Origin of the sequence: Actinomadura sp. NPDC048394, assembly GCF_040651755.1 — a bacterium.
Lineage (GTDB): Bacteria > Actinomycetota > Actinomycetes > Streptosporangiales > Streptosporangiaceae > Spirillospora > Spirillospora montaniterrae.
Genome location: NZ_JBEZJL010000047.1, coordinates 53,579 through 68,916 on the forward strand (window position 1 = coordinate 53,579; position 15,338 = coordinate 68,916).

A 15,338-nucleotide genomic window follows, 5' to 3' on the forward strand; every position below is an offset into this window, starting at 1 on the left:
CAATGGCCGTCATGCGAACCAACAGGAAGACCATCGCCGCCGGGGCCGGCGCCGCCGGACTGCTCGGGCTCGGCCTGTACCTCGCCGTCCCGGCCGCCGCGAACTCCGCCCCGTCCCCCTCCCCCTCCGCGACGAGCGCCGCGCCGAAGGCGCACCCCGGCCACGGCAAGCGCCTGGCCGCCCTCCGCCGCGTCCGCGGCGTGCACGGCGAGGCCACCGTCCGCACCAAGGACGGCTTCCGCCTCGCCGACTGGCAGCGCGGCAAGATCACCGGCATCTCCGGGACGACCCTCACCGTCCGCAGCGCCGACGGCGCCACCTGGACCTGGACCACCAACGGCGACACCCGCGTCCGCAAGGACGGCGGCAAGTCGACGGTGTCCGCGCTCGCGAGCGGCGCGCAGGTGTTCGTCCTGGGCGAGCGGACGGGCGACACCCGCACCGCCAAGCTCATCCGCGAGCCGAAGAAGAACTGACCACCGCCGCGGCCCGGCGGCCCATGCCCGCCGGGCCGCCGGGCCGTGCGGCCGGTCGACCGCCGGCGGAAGGTAGTTTCGAGGCAGGACGGCGGCCGGGCGCGGTGCCCGGCCGGAGGCCGACGGCGGGAGCCGATGAGCGAGAACCGGCGCGTGCTCGTCGTGGACGACGAGGCCAACATCCGCGACCTCATCGAGGTCGCGCTGCGCTTCCACGGCTTCGCCACCGTCACGGCGGCGTCCGGGGAGGACGCGCTGCGCGCCGCCGCCGCCGAGCGGCCCGACCTCGTCCTGCTGGACGTCATGCTTCCCGACCTCGACGGGTTCGAGGTGTGCCGGCGGCTCCGCGCGGGCGGCGACCAGGTCCCGGTGATCTTCCTGACCGCGCGGGACACCCCGTCCGACACCGTCACCGGGCTCACCCTCGGCGGCGACGACTACGTCACCAAGCCGTTCTCGATCGAGGCGCTGATCGCCCGGGTGCGGGCGGTGCTGCGGCGCGCCGCGCCGCCCGCCGGCGGGGTGCTGCGCGTCGCCGACCTGGAGCTGGACGAGGGCCAGTGGACGGTCCGCCGCGGCGGCGTCGAGGTGGACCTGTCCCCGACGGAGTTCCGGCTGCTCGCGCACCTGATGCGCAACGCCGGGATGGTGCTGTCCCGCGGCCAGCTCCTGGAGAGCGTGTGGGGCTGGGACCACGGCAACCCGCAGGTCGTCGAGACCTACATCAGCTACCTGCGGCGCAAGCTCGACCCGCTCGGCACGCCGCTCATCCACACCCAGCGCGGGGTCGGGTACGCGCTGCGCCCATGACGCTCAACGCCCGGCTGCTCGCCGGCCTGCTCGCCGTCACCCTCGCCGGGCTGACGATCATGGGGCTGGTCAGCGCGCTCGTCCTGCACGGCTACCTGATGCACCGGGTGGACGGGCAGCTCCAGGCCACCCGCGACCGGGCGGTCGCCCGGCTCGTCCGTCCCGGGCTGCCCGAGCAGGGCGTCGCGCCGGCCCGGTTCGTCGTGCTCGCGGTCGGCCCGAACGGCCGGGTGCGGGTGCTCAGCGGCGACGCGCCCGCGCCGGACCACGCGGTCAGCGAGGTCGAGCACCTCGGCACCGCCGGCCTCGCCGCGCGCGCCCGGTCGCTCGAACCGTTCTCCCTGCCCGGGCTGCGCGCCGTCGCCCGGCCCTGGCGCAACGGCACCGTCGTCGTCGCGTCCCCGCTGGACGAGATCCATTCGGCCGTCCGGAACCTGGTCCTCACCGAGGTCGCCACCGGCGCGCTGCTGCTCGCCGTGCTGACCCTGCTCGGCCGGTGGCTGATCCACCGCGGGCTGCTCCCGCTGAACCGGATGGCCGCCACCGCGCAGGCGATCACCGCGGGCGGCGACCTGCGCGCCCGCATGCCCGGCCCCGGCCACCGCACCGAGACCGCCCGGCTCGCGACCGCCATCAACGTGATGCTCGACCGGATCGAGCAGGCGTTCTGGGCCCGCAGCCGCTCCGAGGCCCGCGTCCGCGCGTTCGCCGCCGACGCCTCGCACGAGCTGCGCACCCCGCTCACCACCATCCAGGGCTACGCCGAGCTGTACCGGCACGGCGCCCTCGGCCCGGACGAGCTGCCCGACGCGATGCGCCGCATCGAGGACGAGGCCGGCCGGATGAACCGGCTGGTCAGCGACCTGCTCGACCTCGCCCGCCTGGACCGGGAGGCCGCCGTCCAGCCCGCCCCGACCGACCTCGTCGCGCTGGCCAGGGACGCGGTGGCGGACGCGACCGCCGCCGCGCCCGGCCATCCCGTCCGGCTCGACGCGCCCGGCGAGCTCGTCGCGACCGTCGACGAGGCCCGCATCCGGCAGGTCTTCGCGAACCTGCTCGCCAACGTCGCCGCCCACACCCCGCCCGGCACGCCCGCGACGCTCCGGCTCGCGCCCGGCGTCATCGAGGTCGCCGACGAGGGGCCCGGCATGGCGCCCGAGGACGCGGCCCGCGCGTTCGAGCGCTTCCACCGCGCCGAGCAGGGCAGCACCGGCGCCGGCCTCGGCCTGCCGATCGTCGCCGCCATAGCCGCCGCCCACGGCGGGCGCGCCGAGCTCCTCACCCGCCCGTCCGGCGGGACGACCGTCCGCATCACCCTCCCCGAGGTGCCCCCGCCCGCCCCGTGACCGGCGCGTCATGCCCCTTCCGGAGCCGCCCTCGCGGATCAGGTGACCGGCGCGTCATGCCCCTTCGGAGCCGCCCTCGCGGGTCAGGTGACCGGCGCGTCATGCCCCTTCCGGAACCGCCCTCGCGAGTCAGGTGACCGGCGCGTCCCAGGCCGCCTTCCAGGTCGCCGGGCCGACGACGCCGTCCACGCCGAGGCCCTTCTCGCGCTGGAACGCCCGGCACACCTCCTCCGACGCCGGGCCGTACGCACCGTCCACCGCGATGGACCAGCCGCGCGCCTTCATCCGCGTCTGCCACGTCCGCACGTCGTCGCCGTGCATGACGGGCGGCTGCGTGATGTACCGTCCGGGCCACGCCGGGGCGTGCGGCGCCGATGCCCCGCCCACCTTCCACTGCCCGTAGTCGTCGTGGACGGCCCGGTCGTAGTCGACCCCCACCCCGTTGATCCGGTGGTCGTTGGAGTACTGCTGGAGCTGCGCGCGGGAGTCCCAGTTCCCGCCCGACCACGCGTACGTCTGCCACCCGAACGTGATCTTCTTCGCGTCGAAAGCCCGCTTGACCGGCCAGTACCCGCCGTACAGGCCCACCCGCCCGCGTCCGAGGACGGACGCCGCGCCGTCCGCGTACGCGTTGATCGCCGCCTGCTGCTGCGGCGTCGCGTCGAAGTCGACCGCGAAGTAGATCGGCCGGTCTCCGGGCATCCCGCAGGCCTTCGCCTGCGCGGCGGCGTCCCGCGCGTCCGCGGCGCCGCCGTCCCGCCCCGACAGCGCCCGCGACGCCGTGCTCTCCCACACGACGACCAGCCACAGGCCGGCCTCCGACAGCTCCCGCGCCTCGGCGGCCGTCAGGTTCTTGCCGGTCGTGTCGTGCGAGAGGTAGCGGCAGACGAACTTCGCCCCCGCGTTGCGCAGCGCGGACGCACCCGGGCGTCCCCACGCGTAGTCGACACCGAACACGCTCATCCCGTCGTCCCTTCACCGGGGGTCCGTCGGAGGCAGGCAACACCCCGCGAACCGCCACGACCACCGATGTTCCGCGTTGTTCAGCACATCGCCGTCCGAACGCCGCATCGGGCACCGGACGTCCGTCATCTTCTGGCGATTCTTTGGTGAAGCGACGTGAAACAGGACAGTGACCTGAGACACATGCGGAGTTATGATCGCTTCGAGGCCAGCGACACTACGGGTCTCCGCAGTTACTGGGCGCATCTGACGCGCGTCCAACCTCGCGCCAGATGCACGGCATGACGGTGAGGTCGGACCAGCATGCGGCAAGGCGAGTCCCTGTCCCGCCGGTGCGGCCTTTCCGAACGTCTGTTCCCGCGTTCCCTCGTCCATCCCCGCCTGCTCCCGAGCAAGCCGCGACGTGGGGACTCCAGCGAGGAGGCAACATGACCTACGTCGAGCAAGAGTCCACTCCTCAGACCCCGCCCGCGGTCGCCGACCCCGCCCCGCTCGGGCTGGCCGCGTTCGCCCTCACCACGTTCCTTCTCTCCGCCAAGAACGCCCAGTGGACGGACGGCACCGACGCCTGGCTCGGCTACGCGCTCGGCTACGGCGGCCTCGTCCAGCTCCTCGCCGGGATGTGGGAGTTCCGCAACCGCAACGTGTTCGGTTCGACCGCCTTCTCCACGTACGGCGGCTTCTGGATCGGGCTCGGGCTGTACATCCTGCTCGTCGCCAAGGAGGGCAACGCCGACCAGGTCGCCAACGACCTCGGCTGGATCCTGCTCGCCTTCGCGATCTTCAACACGTACATGCTGCTGTGGAGCACGCAGGTGAACCTCGCCGTCTTCGGCGTCTTCCTCACCCTGGAGATCACCGAGATCGTGCTGTTCATCGGGAACTTCTCCACCAACGAGACGACGATCAAGGTCGGCGGCTACATCGGGGTGATCACCGCGCTGGTCGCCTGGTACACCTCCGCCGCGGGCGTGATCAACGGCATGCTCGGCCGGACCGCGCTGTTCGTCGGCAAGCCGATGTTCAACCTCACCCCGACCAAGCCCTGACCCGCCCGTCCGGAGGCCCCTCGCGCACCTCGCGAGGGGCCTTCGCCGTCCCCCGCTCAGAGCGCGGGGCCGAGCAGGTCCCAGCGGTTCCCGGCGATGTCGAGGAACACCGCGACCCGCCCGTAGGGCTCGTCCCGCGGCGCGGTGACGAACTCGACGCCCGCGGCCGCCATCCGCTCGTGGGCGGCGTCGAAGTCGTCGACGCGCAGGAAGAACCCGACGCGTCCGGCGACCTGCTCGCCGACGGCGGCGGCCTGGCGCGGCCCGTCCGCCCGGGCGAGCAGCACGCCGGTCTGGGCCCCGGGCGGCCGGACGACGACCCACCGCTTCGGACGCCCGTCGTTGGTGCGCGAGGGCGAGTCCTCGACCAGGTCGAATCCGAGCGCCCCGGTGAAGTGGGCGATGGCCCGGTCGTAGTCGTCCACGACGATCGTGATCAGTTCGAGTCGCACCCGCCCAGTGTCCCCGCCGGGCCGGTCAGAGGGACGGGCCGGGGCCGTCGTCGTTCAGCCAGTCCCAGGCGATGCGCGCGGCCTCGAGCGCGAAACGCCCGAGAGCGGCGAAAGCCGCGATCTGCCGCCAGTTCCAGCGACGGTGGGGCTTGCTCATCCAGATCACCCTCCCTCTCCCGCCTGTCCACGGGGACGCCTCCCGGACGGACGTGCCACGTCCACCGTTCGGCCCCCTCCGACGGGGAGCGTACCCAGGACCAGGCCAGAGATATCGAACACAAGTTCGAAGTCAGCTAAAATCCGGCACCGCCCGAATCCCCAGGTCGGCGCGGCGATGAGTCCGGCGGCGCGGGCAGGTCTATCCCATGACCGATCCGACCGACTCAGCGGGAGTGGGCATGGGCCTCATCCACATCGAACTGTTCGCGACCCTCGACCTCGTCGGGCAGGCGCCCGGCGGCCCCGACGAGGACCCGGCGGGCTTCCCGTTCGGCGGCTGGCAGGCGCCCCTGCTGGACGACGTCGCCGGGGCGCAGATCGGCGCCGCCTACGAGGGCACCGACGCGCTCCTGCTCGGCCGCCGGACGTACGACATCTTCGCCGCCTACTGGCCGTACCAGGAGGGCGGGCAGGACAACGAGATCGCGACGCTGTTCAACAGCGTCCCGAAGTACGTGGCCTCCCGCGGCGAGCCCGACCTCCCGTGGGCCGGGTCCACACAGCTCGGCCCGGACCTGCCCGCCGCGGTGCGCGAGATCCGCGACCGGCACGAGCACGTGAAGGTCGTCGGGAGCCTGGACCTGGTGCAGACCCTCCTGCGCGAGAGGCTCTTCGACCGCCTCGACCTCTGGGTGCACCCGATCGTCCTCGGGGTCGGGAAGAAGGTGTTCGACGGCGGCGCGGTGCCCGCGAACGTCACGCTGCTCGAACCGCCGGCGGCCACCCCGAAGGGCACCGTGTACCTGCGCTACGGGCTCGCCGACGGCACGCCGGCGACGGGGGACATGAGCGCGCCCGACCGGGGAGTCTGAACCCGGTCAGGCGGGGCTGGGACCTCGTTCACCAGCCGATACCGGCCGCGACCGGCCGGTGGTCGCTGCCGGTGGCGGGCAGCACCCATGAGCTCTCCGGCTTCACGCCGCGGACGAGGATCTGGTCGATCCGCACCATCGGGAACTCCGCGGGCCAGGTGAAGCCGAAGCCGTCGCCGGCCGCGACCTGGGCGGAGCGCAGCCGCGAGGTGATGCCGGCGAACGCGCGGTCGTCCGTGGTGCCGTTCAGGTCGCCGAGCAGCACGACCCGCTTGTTCTGCTCCGCGGCGATGGCCCTGGCGAGCGCCTGCGCGTTCCGGTCGCGCGAGTCCGTCCAGAAGCCGGCCCTGGGATTCACCCGCACGGACCCCAGGTGGGCCACGTACACCGCCAGCGGTCCGTGCTTCGTGGCGACCGTGGTGCGCAGCGCCCGGGAATAGGACAGCTTGAGGGCTTCCGGCTTCGTCGCCGCCAGCGGCCCGTAATCCGTCTCGATGTCGACGGGCCGTGTGTCCGACAGCGGCAGCTTGCTCCACAACCCGACCGTGCCCTGCACCGCGTGGTACGGATACGCCTTCGCCAGCTCCTTCTCGTACGTGCCCTTGGCCTGCTGGGTCAACTCCTCCAGTGCCAGCACGTCCGCCTTGGAAGCGGCCAGGTCGCGGGCGGTGCCCGCCGGGTCGGGATTGTCGGCGCCGACGTTGTGGCTGACCACCGTGAGGTCGGCGCCCGGGTGGGACTTGTCGGTGAGCAACCCGCCGAAGAGGTTCAGCCACACCGCGACCGGCAGCAGCAACGCGACCACCGCGGAGGGGGAACGGCGCCACACCGCCCCGGCCAGCAGGACGGGGACGAACAGGCCCAGCCATGGCAGCAGGTTCTCCACCAGGCTGCCGAGGTTCCCGATCCGGTTCGGGATCTCCGCGTGCAGCAGCATGACCAGGCCCAGCAGCAGCGCCAGCGCCACGAGCACCGGGCCGCGTTTCCAACTTTCCGGCCGGGAGCCGGCGCGGACCACCCGCCGGACGCGCGCGCGGACGCCCCCGCGCCAGGTCCCGGCGTCGGCGGGCCGCTCCTCGGCGTCGTCGCGTTCGGTCTCCGCGGTGTCCGCCTGTGCCATCGTCCGTCCTCGTTCACTGCCGTGATCAGGCCGCGAGGAGCCAGCGAATCCGGCGGGTCGTCGTTCGTGCCGAGTGATGACCACGGGCCAAGGACCAACCGACCCTTGACCTGGTGTCTCGGCTCCCGATGCTACGAAGCGACGCATATCGTCGGCGTATCGAAAACCGCGCACACGCGCCGCACCGGCCGCTTTCGTCACGCATAAGGCTCGCGACGCCGGGAACTGTCGTCGCAAAGCCACAGACCGTGACCGTCTATACGCAGGAGGGTCGGTGCGCTCCTCGCATGGCACCCGAATCCAGCAGCTCCCCCGGCGTTTCGGCTCTGGAAGAAGCGGCCCGTGCCCTGCTGGCCGTCTGGCATCGGGCCCGCCGCACCGTCGCGGGGCACCTGTCACCGGTACAGCTGGACGCGATGGAGGTCGTCGCCGTCCGTCCCGGCCTCACCCTCAGCGAACTCGCCGACGAACTACGCATCCTCCCTTCCTCTGCCAGCCGCCTGTGCGACCGCCTGGAGACCGCCTCGCTGCTCGAGCGCGCCCCCGCCCGCGCTGACCGCAGGCAGGTCGCCCTTCACCTCACCCCGGACGGCACGGACCTCTTCAACGACCTGCGCCGGCACCGCAGCGCCGACCTGCAGACCGTCCTGGAACACATGACCGGCACCGAACGCACCCATCTCCAGCGCGGCCTGGACGCCTTCACCCGCCACGCCCGCGCCCGCGGGCCCGTGCCGACCGCCGACGCCTCTCCCTGACCAGCGGCTCTCACGCAGACGGCTCGACCGAGCGCGCCGCCGGCGCCGGTCGATGTTTGACGAACGCCGCGGCAAGGTACTTATAATTCTAGTTGCAGGGTTCTTCCTCCCTGCGAGGCAGAGACAAATCCCGGGCGTGGAGGCCCCGGGGATCTTCGGAGGTGAGCGAGCGATGCTGCTGACGTCGATCGACCCGTTCGTGCAGGAGTTCGAGCGCCAGTTCGACCGCGCGGTCCGGCAGGCCGGGCTGAGCGGCCGCGGCGAGGGTGCGGGGATGCCGATGGACGGGATCCGCCGCGCCGACGACGTCGTCCTGCGGTTCGACCTGCCCGGGATCGACCCCGGCTCGATCGAGGTCACCGTGGACCGCGGCGTGCTGACGGTCAGCGCCCGGCGCGAGGAGGAGTTCGGCGAGGACGAGCGCGTCTTCGTCCGCGAGCGCACGATGGGCGCCTTCACCCGCCGCGTCTACCTGTCGGAGCACCTGGACGCCGACGCGATCGAGGCCGCCTACAACAACGGCGTCCTGGCCGTCCGCATCCCCGTCCTGGAGCAGGCGAAGCCCCGCAAGATCGCCGTCCAGGCCGCCGACCAGAAGGCCATCCGCACGTGACCGCGAGCCGGAACGGCCGGCCCGCCACGGATCCGCGGTGACCGGCACGGCACCCGAGGGTCTGCCCGGCCCCGGCCGGGCAGACCTTCCGCATGCGGGCGGCACGAGGAAGAAGGAGCGCCGGTGAAACTGCCCATGGACGACGAGCACGCGGCGCTGTTCACCGTCGGGCAGGTCGCGGACATGCTGCAGGTCCAGCAGGCGTTCCTGCGCCGCATCGACACCCACCAGATCGTCTCGCCGCAGCGCTCGGCCGGCGGGCAGCGCCGCTACAGCCGCGCCGAGATCGGCCGCATCCAGCAGGTCGTCACCATGATGGGTGAGGGCATGACCCTGCCCGCCATCCGGCGGATCTTCGAGCTGCAGCACGAGCTCGCCGAGCTCACCCGCGAACGCGACGCGCTCGCCGCGCGCCTGACCGCGCTCGGCCAGGACCCCGCCGCCCGGCCCGGGCCCCGCCCGGCGGGAGAGTGACGCGACGTCCGAGCCGCTCCATGGTCCGGGGACGGCCGGAGCTTCCTCCACCTGTTTCGTGATCAGAGCTGCATGAGCTTGCCGACGAGGGCGGTGAGCTGGGCGCGTTCGCTCGCGGTGAGAGGGGCGAAGGTCTCGTCCAGGTAGGAGGAGACGGTGCTCTCGGCCTCGGCGAGGCGTTCGCGGCCCTTGCCGGTGATGGTGACGGCGTAGGAGCGGCGGTCGTCGGGGTTGCGTTCGCGGCGGACGAATCCGGACCGGTCCAGGTCGTCGCACACGCTCACCATGACGCTGCGGTCGATGCGCAGTTCCTCGCTGAGCACCTGCTGGGAGCAGGGGCCGACGGCGTCGAGCATCTTCAGCACCAGGTGCTGGCCGACGCCGAGGCCGTGCCGGGTGGCGTGGGCGTCGGCGGCGCGGGCCAGGGACGCCGAGGCGCGGCACATCGCGATGTCCGGGCGTTCGGCCGCCAGCGTCGGGAAGTACGCCGGCCGGGCGGGCTTGGAAGGCATGGGTCTCCTGCACTGTCGACCCGCCCGAGGCTACCAGAACCATCTGCCGGTCAATTGTTTGACAGCAGATCATTTGCGAGCATACGGTTTCGTCTCGTTGCAGATCGTCTGCTCAAAGATGGAGTGGTGCTCCGGTGATGCGTCCCGACCGCCGGGCGACGGCGGCCCTGATCCTGCTGTGCGCGGCGGTGTTCCTGGACTCGATGGACCTGTCGCTGATGGGCGTGGCACTGCCCGCCATCGGCGCCGACCTCGCGCTGCCCGAAGGCACGCTGCAATGGCTGATGTCCGGCTACGCGGTCGCCTACGGCGGCTTCCTGCTCCTCGGCGGGAGGCTGGCCGACCTGCTCGGACGGCGCCGGATGTTCCTGGCGTCGCTGGCGGTGTTCGCGGCGGCGAGCCTCGCGGGCGGCCTGCTCTCCGACGGCCCGCTCCTCGTCGCCACCCGCGTGGTGAAGGGCGTCGCGGCCGCGCTGACCGCCCCGGCGGCACTGTCGCTGATCACCACGACGTTCGCCGAGGGGCCGCGCCGCAACCGGGCGCTCGGCGTGTACGCCCTGGCCGGAGCGACCGGCTACAGTGCCGGGCTGATCGCATCCGGGCTGCTCACCGAGGTGAGCTGGCGGCTGGTGTTCTTCCTGCCGGTGCCCGTCGCGCTGCTCGTGCTCGCCGCCGCCCCCAAGGTGATCCCGGCCGGACGCGCCACCGGCCCGCGCACGGGATTCGACACGGCGGGCGCCGGCGCCGTCACAGGCGGCGTCCTGCTGCTGGTCTACGCGCTCACCGAGACCAGCTGGCCCGCCGGCGTGGCGGCGCTGGCGCTGCTCGGAGCGTTCGTGGCGATCGAGCGGCACCGGCGGAACCCGCTGGTGCCGCTGGACGTGCTGCGCTCACGGCGGCTCGCCTCTGCCAACCTGGCGGCGCTGGCGTGGGCGTGCGCGACGATCGGCTGGCAGTACCCGAGCACGTCCTGTACCTGCAGGGCGTGCTCGGGTACTCGGCGCTGGACACCGGGCTGGGGATCGTCCCCATGGGCCTGGCCATCGTCGTCACCGCCAACCTGGCCGGACGGCTGATCGGACGCTGGGGCCTGCGGCGCACAGCGGCGCTCGGGCTGCTGGTGCAAGGCGCCGGGATCCTGCTGTTCCTGCGGACGGGCACGTCCAGCGGCTACGCGACGGTGCTGCTGCCCGCGCTCATCGTGCACGGTGTCGGCAACGGCCTGTCGTTCCCCAGCCTCAACATCGCCGCGGTCTCCAGCCTGCCCGACGACCGCCAAGGCCTGGCCTCCGGCCTGGTCACCTCCGCCGTCCAGATCGGGGCCGGCATCGGCGTGGCGGTGCTCGCGGCGGCGATGGCCGTCCCGGCGTCCGCGTTGGACGGGTACCGCGCGGCGTTCCTGACCGCCGGTTCCTTCTCGCTGCTCGGCGCCCTCATCGCCTACCTCGGCCTGCGGACCCGCGCCGAACCCACGACCACCGAACACGCAGCAGACGAACCGGCGACCACCGCACCGACCTCCACACGAGACTGAGGAGCACCTCGATGACCCTCGACCTGACCCCCGACGAACTGCTGTCCACCACCCGCGCCGTCCGCAAGCGGCTCGACCTCGACCGGCCCGTCCCGCGCCGGCTCATCGAGGAGTGCGTCGACCTGGCGACCCAGGCGCCCACCGGACGCAACCGGCAGCGCTGGCACTTCATCGTGGTCACCGAGCCGCGCCTGCGCCGCAAGGTCGGCGACATCTTCCGCCGCGCGCTCGCCGCCGCGGAGGGGCACCCGCTGAACGAACACGACATCCGCCGCATGAACCACGCCCCGCGCTCCACCCAGGGCGTGTTCGACGGGCTGCGGCACCTGACCGACAACATCCACCGCGTCCCGGCGTTCGTCATCCCCGCCATCGAAGGACGCACCGATCAGGCCTCGACGACCGTCCAGTCCGGCACGTGGGGGTCCATCCTGCCCGCGACCTGGAGCTTCATGCTCGCCGCCCGCGCCCGCGGCCTCGGCACCACCTGGACCACCGCTCAAGGCCCCCTCGAACACGAACTCGCCGCCGCACTGGGCGTCCCTTACGACGAGGTCATGCTCGCCGCGTTCATCCCGCTCGCCTACACGATCGGCACCGACTTCAAGCCCGCGCCCCGCATCCCCCGCGACCAGGTCCTGCACTGGGAACGATGGTGAACGCCCTGCCCCGCTGGCTTTGCGCGGTGCCGAGCGCGCGGTAGAACGCAACGCCGGCGCTGAAGGCTCACCCGCCTAGATGGGGCGCACCAGTACCTTCGGCTTCGTGCGGGGCTGGTTCCAGATCTGGAGGAGGCACCCGGACGGCTTCATATGGAAACGGAGACGGTAGTCCCCGTGGCCAGCGGGAAGCGGCGGCAGCGGCAGTTCACGTCCGGCGAGCTCGTGAAGGACGGCGTGACCATTGTTGAACCGGCAGCTCAGCTCCACGATCCGGTCGTAGGTGCGGTCGGGTTCCAGGGGCGTCGGGGAGATCGCCACGGCGAGGGGCAGGTCGCCGTCGTGGACGGGCGGCCAGAACAGTGCAGCCCCTGGGACGGCGTCGATGAGGTCGGCCGACTCGGCGTAGGCGGGGACGGGGAGGATGTCGCCGAGCGAGCGCCCGCGGTCGCGGAGGATGAACTGGCCCGCCCGGACGCGAAGTGTGAGATCGAGGTATTCCGCTGTCGCGGTGGTGCGCCGATCGGGGGCGAAGTCGGCGGGGATGCCGCCGGGGAAACCGCGCGCGGTGATGAAGTCGGCGAGTTCTTCGTCGGTCACTTGGAGCGCGCGTTCGGTGATGCCGGGAACGTCACCCGGTTCGGGCCGCTCGAAGGTGGCGACAGCGAAGAACGAGCCGCGGGCGCCCGGCTCGGGGGGTTGCCACCGGGTGACGCGGACCATTCCGCATTTCCGGCAGGCGGCGCGGTTGATGTTGGTGGTCTTCCCCGCCGTGTCGGTCTCGGTCTCGGTCACTTCGAGGCGGGTCTGGCCGGGGATGTCGTGGTCGTGGCCGCAGGCGCGGATGATCTGCTCCATCGCGACGTCGTCCCGGTTCGGGAAGGGCATCATCAGCGGTCACCTCGCGGGCGGGTCAGCAGGTTCCGGCGGCGTTCGGGCGTGAGGGCGGCCGCCACGGCGGGGTCCGCGAGCAGGGCGACCGGTGCGATGTGGTCGGGGGTGCGCGGGCGCCAATGGGCGAACGCGGCGTCGATGTCCCGCCAAAGGGCGTCGGGGTCGGTTCCGTGCTCGTCCACCGCGTTCCGGATCAGGGCGTCGAATTCGGGATTGCCATACGTCATGGGGGGCTCGCCGTTGTGGAGCCGAGCCTGGTATTCGGCGACCAGAAGGAGAAGGTCCGGGTTGTTGCTGTTCACCGCCATCTGCAGTTGGGAGCTGCGGCCGGGCGTGGAGCACTCGGCGTGCTTGGCGAACAGCAGAGGCAGGAACTCCTCGGTGAACAAGGGATCGGCCAGGAACCCCTCGGGCACGAAGCTGGGATTCAGCAACCGACCGAATGAATGCCCGGCGGGGCGTTCGAAGAAAAGCTGGAGTTGGGCGCGCAGGACGGTGGCGCGTTCCCGGCCGAACTCCTCGGCCTCGGCCAGGACCGCGTCGGCGGCGTCGGCGTCGCCGCTGAGGGCGTCCAGGCGGGCTTGTTCGACCTTGGCGTCCCAGGAGTCGCGGGTTTCGCCTTCCGGTTTGCGCATCTGGTGGAACTCGGCGTAGAGGTCCTCCATCAGCGCGGTGAAGGACGCGAACCGCTCGGGCGGTGCGGCTCTCCAGGAGAACAGGCTGTAGGCGGCCCATTCGCCCGAGGCGTCGACGTCGCCGGGGTCCAGGAACAGGATCCCGGCGTCGGCCTCCCTGGAGATCAGCAGCCCGCGGCTCAGGCAGGTGCCCTCCCGCTGGTCGTCCTCGCAGAGTTCCGCCCAGCTGTCGTCCCAGTGAGGCGCCAGGTCGCGGAGCCATCCGATGTCGGACGTGTCGCGCATCCGCCAGACGAAGATCCCGGCGTCGCGCCAGCCGTCCGTCGTCAGGAGGAACTCCCGGTAGGACGGCGGCAGCCGCATGCCGATCCGCGCCTCGGCCGCCGCGACGGCCTGCTCGGTGGCCGGTTCGAAACCGAGCCAGCGGGTGCGCTCCACTTCCGGATCGGGTTCGGTATCGGCGCTCCGAACCCATTCGTCGCTCCAGCGCGTCAGCCACGATCGCCATTCCATGAAGGGCATCCTGCCGACCGCCCACGACATTTCCCGGCCGCGCTCAGACGCAGCCTGGACCTTGACGCTGCGAAGCCGGGCGCCGGGCTCTCGTAGACTCCGCGGTCATGACGGAACGATGGCCCTTCATCCACCACGTGACCTTCATCGCCGCGGACCTCGAGGCGAGCACGCGCTTCTACACCGCCGCATTGAAGCCTCTGGGCGTCGTCGGGGAGGCGGCTGACGGCGGAGCGGAGTTCTGGGAGGAGGAGCTGGACACCCCGTCCTTCGGTCTGTATCCGGCGGGCGATGCCACGGTGACGCGGGGCGCGCACATCGCCTTCACCGCTCGCGACCGGGACGCGGTCGACGCCTTCTACACGGCCGCGCTGGCGGCCGGCGGCAGCTCCCGGCACGAACCGCGGCTTTGGCCCGAGTACAGGGCCTATTGCGCGTTCGTTAACGACCCGGACGGCAACAACGTCGAGGCGGTGTACAAGGAGCAGGCGTAGGCGCGGGGGGTCATTCCTGGGTTTCCCGCGGGTCCGAACCGCGCAGGAAGCGCTCGCCGAGCGGCGTCAGGGCGTGGTGCACCGTCTTGCCCCGGCGCTCGCTGGTGATGAGACCGGCGCCGCGAAGGGCGGTGGCATGCTGGGACGCGGACGCCGCGCTGATCTTCAGCCGGGCCGCCAGCGCCCCCGTCGTGAGCTCCCGCTGCGCGCCGACCACCCGGATCACCGCCGCGCGCGTCCGGCCGAACACCTGCGGCAGGGCGTCGCGCCCGCCCGTCGCGCCGAACGGACGCGACGCGGGGACCACCACGGCCACCGGGCCGTCGCCGGCGATCAGGACGCGCGGCTCGGTGACGAACGGCGAGAGGACGAACTGAAGGCCCCGCCCCCGCAGGTGCACGTCGCCGTCGCGCAGCGTCTCGACCTCCAGAACCGGTGACGACCAGCGGATACCGGCGTGCAGGCTGCCCAGCAGGCCGCCGATTCCGCGGTCGGCCATCGTCCGGGCATGGACGCCCGCCTCGGCGGACAGGTGGGCGTCCATACCCGACCACAGGTCGGCCAGCGCGACCCGGTGGAAGTCACGGACCCCGCGGATGAGCGCCCGCATCGCCTCCACGTCCCCGGCGGCCAGGCGGGACAGCCACGAAACCGGCGGCCGCGGACCGTACGTCCGCTCGAGTTCCGCGCGGATGCGCCGCACGGGCGTCGAGGCGACGGCGTCGAGCTCCGATTCGAACCCCGGCACGTGCGTGTACGGCGTCAGGAAATCGGGGAGCAGGCGTCCGGGCGGGACCAGGTCGAGCAGCAGACGCGACGGGCCGGTGAGCCTCGTGCGCGTCCGCGCCCGCCACGGGCCGGGAACCGGCTCCGGCCCGGTCCCGCGCAGGGCCTGCGCGCCGAGGACGGTCTGGGCGATCGGCGAGAGGCCCGGAGTGATGCGGATCCGGGTGAGGTCCTCGTAGTCGAGCCAGAGCCGCAGCATGGCCGGAATTTACAACATTT

At 72.4% G+C, this 15,338-nt stretch carries 20 protein-coding genes; 12 read left to right on the top strand and 8 right to left on the bottom strand.

Features of this window, described 5'->3' with window-relative positions; translation table 11 throughout:
• The first annotated feature begins 11 nt into the window (after positions 1-11).
• The 3 genes from AB0C78_RS30755 to AB0C78_RS30765 all read left to right on the top strand — a co-directional run bounded on the left by AB0C78_RS30755 (position 12) and on the right by AB0C78_RS30765 (position 2,632).
• The gene (locus AB0C78_RS30755) at positions 12-476 is read left to right on the top strand and encodes a DUF5666 domain-containing protein (RefSeq protein ID WP_360754558.1); all 465 of its coding nucleotides are present in this window, start codon (positions 12-14) and stop codon (positions 474-476) included.
• A 135-nt stretch (positions 477-611) separates the two neighbouring features.
• A complete protein-coding gene (locus AB0C78_RS30760; protein ID WP_151539836.1) occupies positions 612-1,286 on the top strand; it encodes a response regulator transcription factor in 675 nt (224 codons plus the stop codon).
• Positions 1,283-2,632 carry a HAMP domain-containing sensor histidine kinase gene (locus AB0C78_RS30765; protein WP_360754561.1) on the top strand — a complete coding sequence of 450 codons (1,350 nt, stop codon included), beginning with the start codon at positions 1,283-1,285 and terminating at the stop codon, positions 2,630-2,632. Before AB0C78_RS30760 ends, AB0C78_RS30765 begins: the two co-directional genes overlap by 4 nt.
• Before the next feature lie 129 nt (positions 2,633-2,761).
• Here AB0C78_RS30765 and AB0C78_RS30770 read toward each other — a convergent pair whose 3' ends face one another.
• Entirely contained in the window at positions 2,762-3,595 is an 834-nt protein-coding gene (locus tag AB0C78_RS30770; protein ID WP_360754564.1) for a glycoside hydrolase domain-containing protein, read from the bottom strand.
• A gap of 428 nt (positions 3,596-4,023) precedes the next feature.
• Here AB0C78_RS30770 and AB0C78_RS30775 point away from each other — a divergent pair, with 428 nt between their 5' ends.
• The gene (locus AB0C78_RS30775; RefSeq protein WP_151539838.1) at positions 4,024-4,644 is read left to right on the top strand and encodes an acetate uptake transporter family protein; all 621 of its coding nucleotides are present in this window, start codon (positions 4,024-4,026) and stop codon (positions 4,642-4,644) included.
• Positions 4,645-4,700: 56 nt separating this feature from the next.
• On the opposite strand, the gene AB0C78_RS30780 is transcribed toward AB0C78_RS30775, so the two are convergent.
• Complete coding sequence (locus AB0C78_RS30780; protein WP_360754567.1) at positions 4,701-5,096, bottom strand: VOC family protein; 396 nt, start codon at positions 5,094-5,096, stop codon at positions 4,701-4,703.
• A gap of 25 nt (positions 5,097-5,121) precedes the next feature.
• Entirely contained in the window at positions 5,122-5,253 is a 132-nt protein-coding gene (locus tag AB0C78_RS30785) for a hypothetical protein (RefSeq protein WP_264159695.1), read from the bottom strand.
• A gap of 208 nt (positions 5,254-5,461) precedes the next feature.
• On the opposite strand from AB0C78_RS30785, the gene AB0C78_RS30790 reads away from it, so the two are divergent.
• Positions 5,462-6,127 (top strand): dihydrofolate reductase family protein, encoded by a 666-nt coding sequence (locus tag AB0C78_RS30790; RefSeq protein ID WP_360754570.1) that lies wholly within the window; start codon positions 5,462-5,464, stop codon positions 6,125-6,127.
• Positions 6,128-6,155: 28 nt separating this feature from the next.
• On the opposite strand, the gene AB0C78_RS30795 is transcribed toward AB0C78_RS30790, so the two are convergent.
• Positions 6,156-7,247, bottom strand: a complete 1,092-nt coding sequence (locus tag AB0C78_RS30795; protein WP_360754573.1) for an endonuclease/exonuclease/phosphatase family protein — start codon at positions 7,245-7,247, stop codon at positions 6,156-6,158.
• Between the two features lie 287 nt (positions 7,248-7,534).
• Here AB0C78_RS30795 and AB0C78_RS30800 point away from each other — a divergent pair, with 287 nt between their 5' ends.
• The 3 genes from AB0C78_RS30800 (at position 7,535) to AB0C78_RS30810 (ending at position 9,092) form a co-directional block, all read left to right on the top strand.
• Positions 7,535-8,005, top strand: coding sequence for a MarR family transcriptional regulator (locus AB0C78_RS30800; RefSeq protein WP_360754576.1), 471 nt, complete (start codon positions 7,535-7,537; stop codon positions 8,003-8,005).
• Between the two features lie 172 nt (positions 8,006-8,177).
• Entirely contained in the window at positions 8,178-8,618 is a 441-nt protein-coding gene (locus tag AB0C78_RS30805; RefSeq protein ID WP_360754579.1) for an Hsp20/alpha crystallin family protein, read from the top strand.
• A gap of 123 nt (positions 8,619-8,741) precedes the next feature.
• A complete protein-coding gene (locus AB0C78_RS30810; RefSeq protein ID WP_151539842.1) occupies positions 8,742-9,092 on the top strand; it encodes a MerR family transcriptional regulator in 351 nt (116 codons plus the stop codon).
• A gap of 62 nt (positions 9,093-9,154) precedes the next feature.
• On the opposite strand, the gene AB0C78_RS30815 is transcribed toward AB0C78_RS30810, so the two are convergent.
• A complete protein-coding gene (locus AB0C78_RS30815) occupies positions 9,155-9,604 on the bottom strand; it encodes a MarR family transcriptional regulator (protein ID WP_360754582.1) in 450 nt (149 codons plus the stop codon).
• 137 nt (positions 9,605-9,741) lie between these two features.
• Here AB0C78_RS30815 and AB0C78_RS30820 point away from each other — a divergent pair, with 137 nt between their 5' ends.
• The 3 genes from AB0C78_RS30820 to AB0C78_RS30830 are packed head-to-tail and all read left to right on the top strand — an operon-like array spanning position 9,742 to position 11,797.
• A complete protein-coding gene (locus AB0C78_RS30820; protein WP_360754634.1) occupies positions 9,742-10,680 on the top strand; it encodes an MFS transporter in 939 nt (312 codons plus the stop codon).
• Positions 10,635-11,138, top strand: a complete 504-nt coding sequence (locus tag AB0C78_RS30825) for an MFS transporter (protein ID WP_360754585.1) — start codon at positions 10,635-10,637, stop codon at positions 11,136-11,138. Before AB0C78_RS30820 ends, AB0C78_RS30825 begins: the two co-directional genes overlap by 46 nt.
• A gap of 11 nt (positions 11,139-11,149) precedes the next feature.
• A complete protein-coding gene (locus AB0C78_RS30830) occupies positions 11,150-11,797 on the top strand; it encodes a nitroreductase family protein (RefSeq protein WP_360754588.1) in 648 nt (215 codons plus the stop codon).
• Between the two features lie 75 nt (positions 11,798-11,872).
• Here the strand turns inward: AB0C78_RS30830 and AB0C78_RS30835 are convergent, their stop codons facing one another.
• Positions 11,873-12,688 carry a hypothetical protein gene (locus AB0C78_RS30835; RefSeq protein ID WP_360754591.1) on the bottom strand — a complete coding sequence of 272 codons (816 nt, stop codon included), beginning with the start codon at positions 12,686-12,688 and terminating at the stop codon, positions 11,873-11,875.
• The gene (locus tag AB0C78_RS30840) at positions 12,688-13,839 is read right to left on the bottom strand and encodes an SMI1/KNR4 family protein (protein WP_360754593.1); all 1,152 of its coding nucleotides are present in this window, start codon (positions 13,837-13,839) and stop codon (positions 12,688-12,690) included. Before AB0C78_RS30840 ends, AB0C78_RS30835 begins: the two co-directional genes overlap by 1 nt.
• Before the next feature lie 107 nt (positions 13,840-13,946).
• Here AB0C78_RS30840 and AB0C78_RS30845 point away from each other — a divergent pair, with 107 nt between their 5' ends.
• The gene (locus AB0C78_RS30845; RefSeq protein ID WP_360754596.1) at positions 13,947-14,333 is read left to right on the top strand and encodes a VOC family protein; all 387 of its coding nucleotides are present in this window, start codon (positions 13,947-13,949) and stop codon (positions 14,331-14,333) included.
• 10 nt (positions 14,334-14,343) lie between these two features.
• Here the strand turns inward: AB0C78_RS30845 and AB0C78_RS30850 are convergent, their stop codons facing one another.
• Positions 14,344-15,318, bottom strand: coding sequence for a helix-turn-helix domain-containing protein (locus AB0C78_RS30850; protein ID WP_360754598.1), 975 nt, complete (start codon positions 15,316-15,318; stop codon positions 14,344-14,346).
• Between the last annotated feature and the right edge of the window lie 20 nt (positions 15,319-15,338).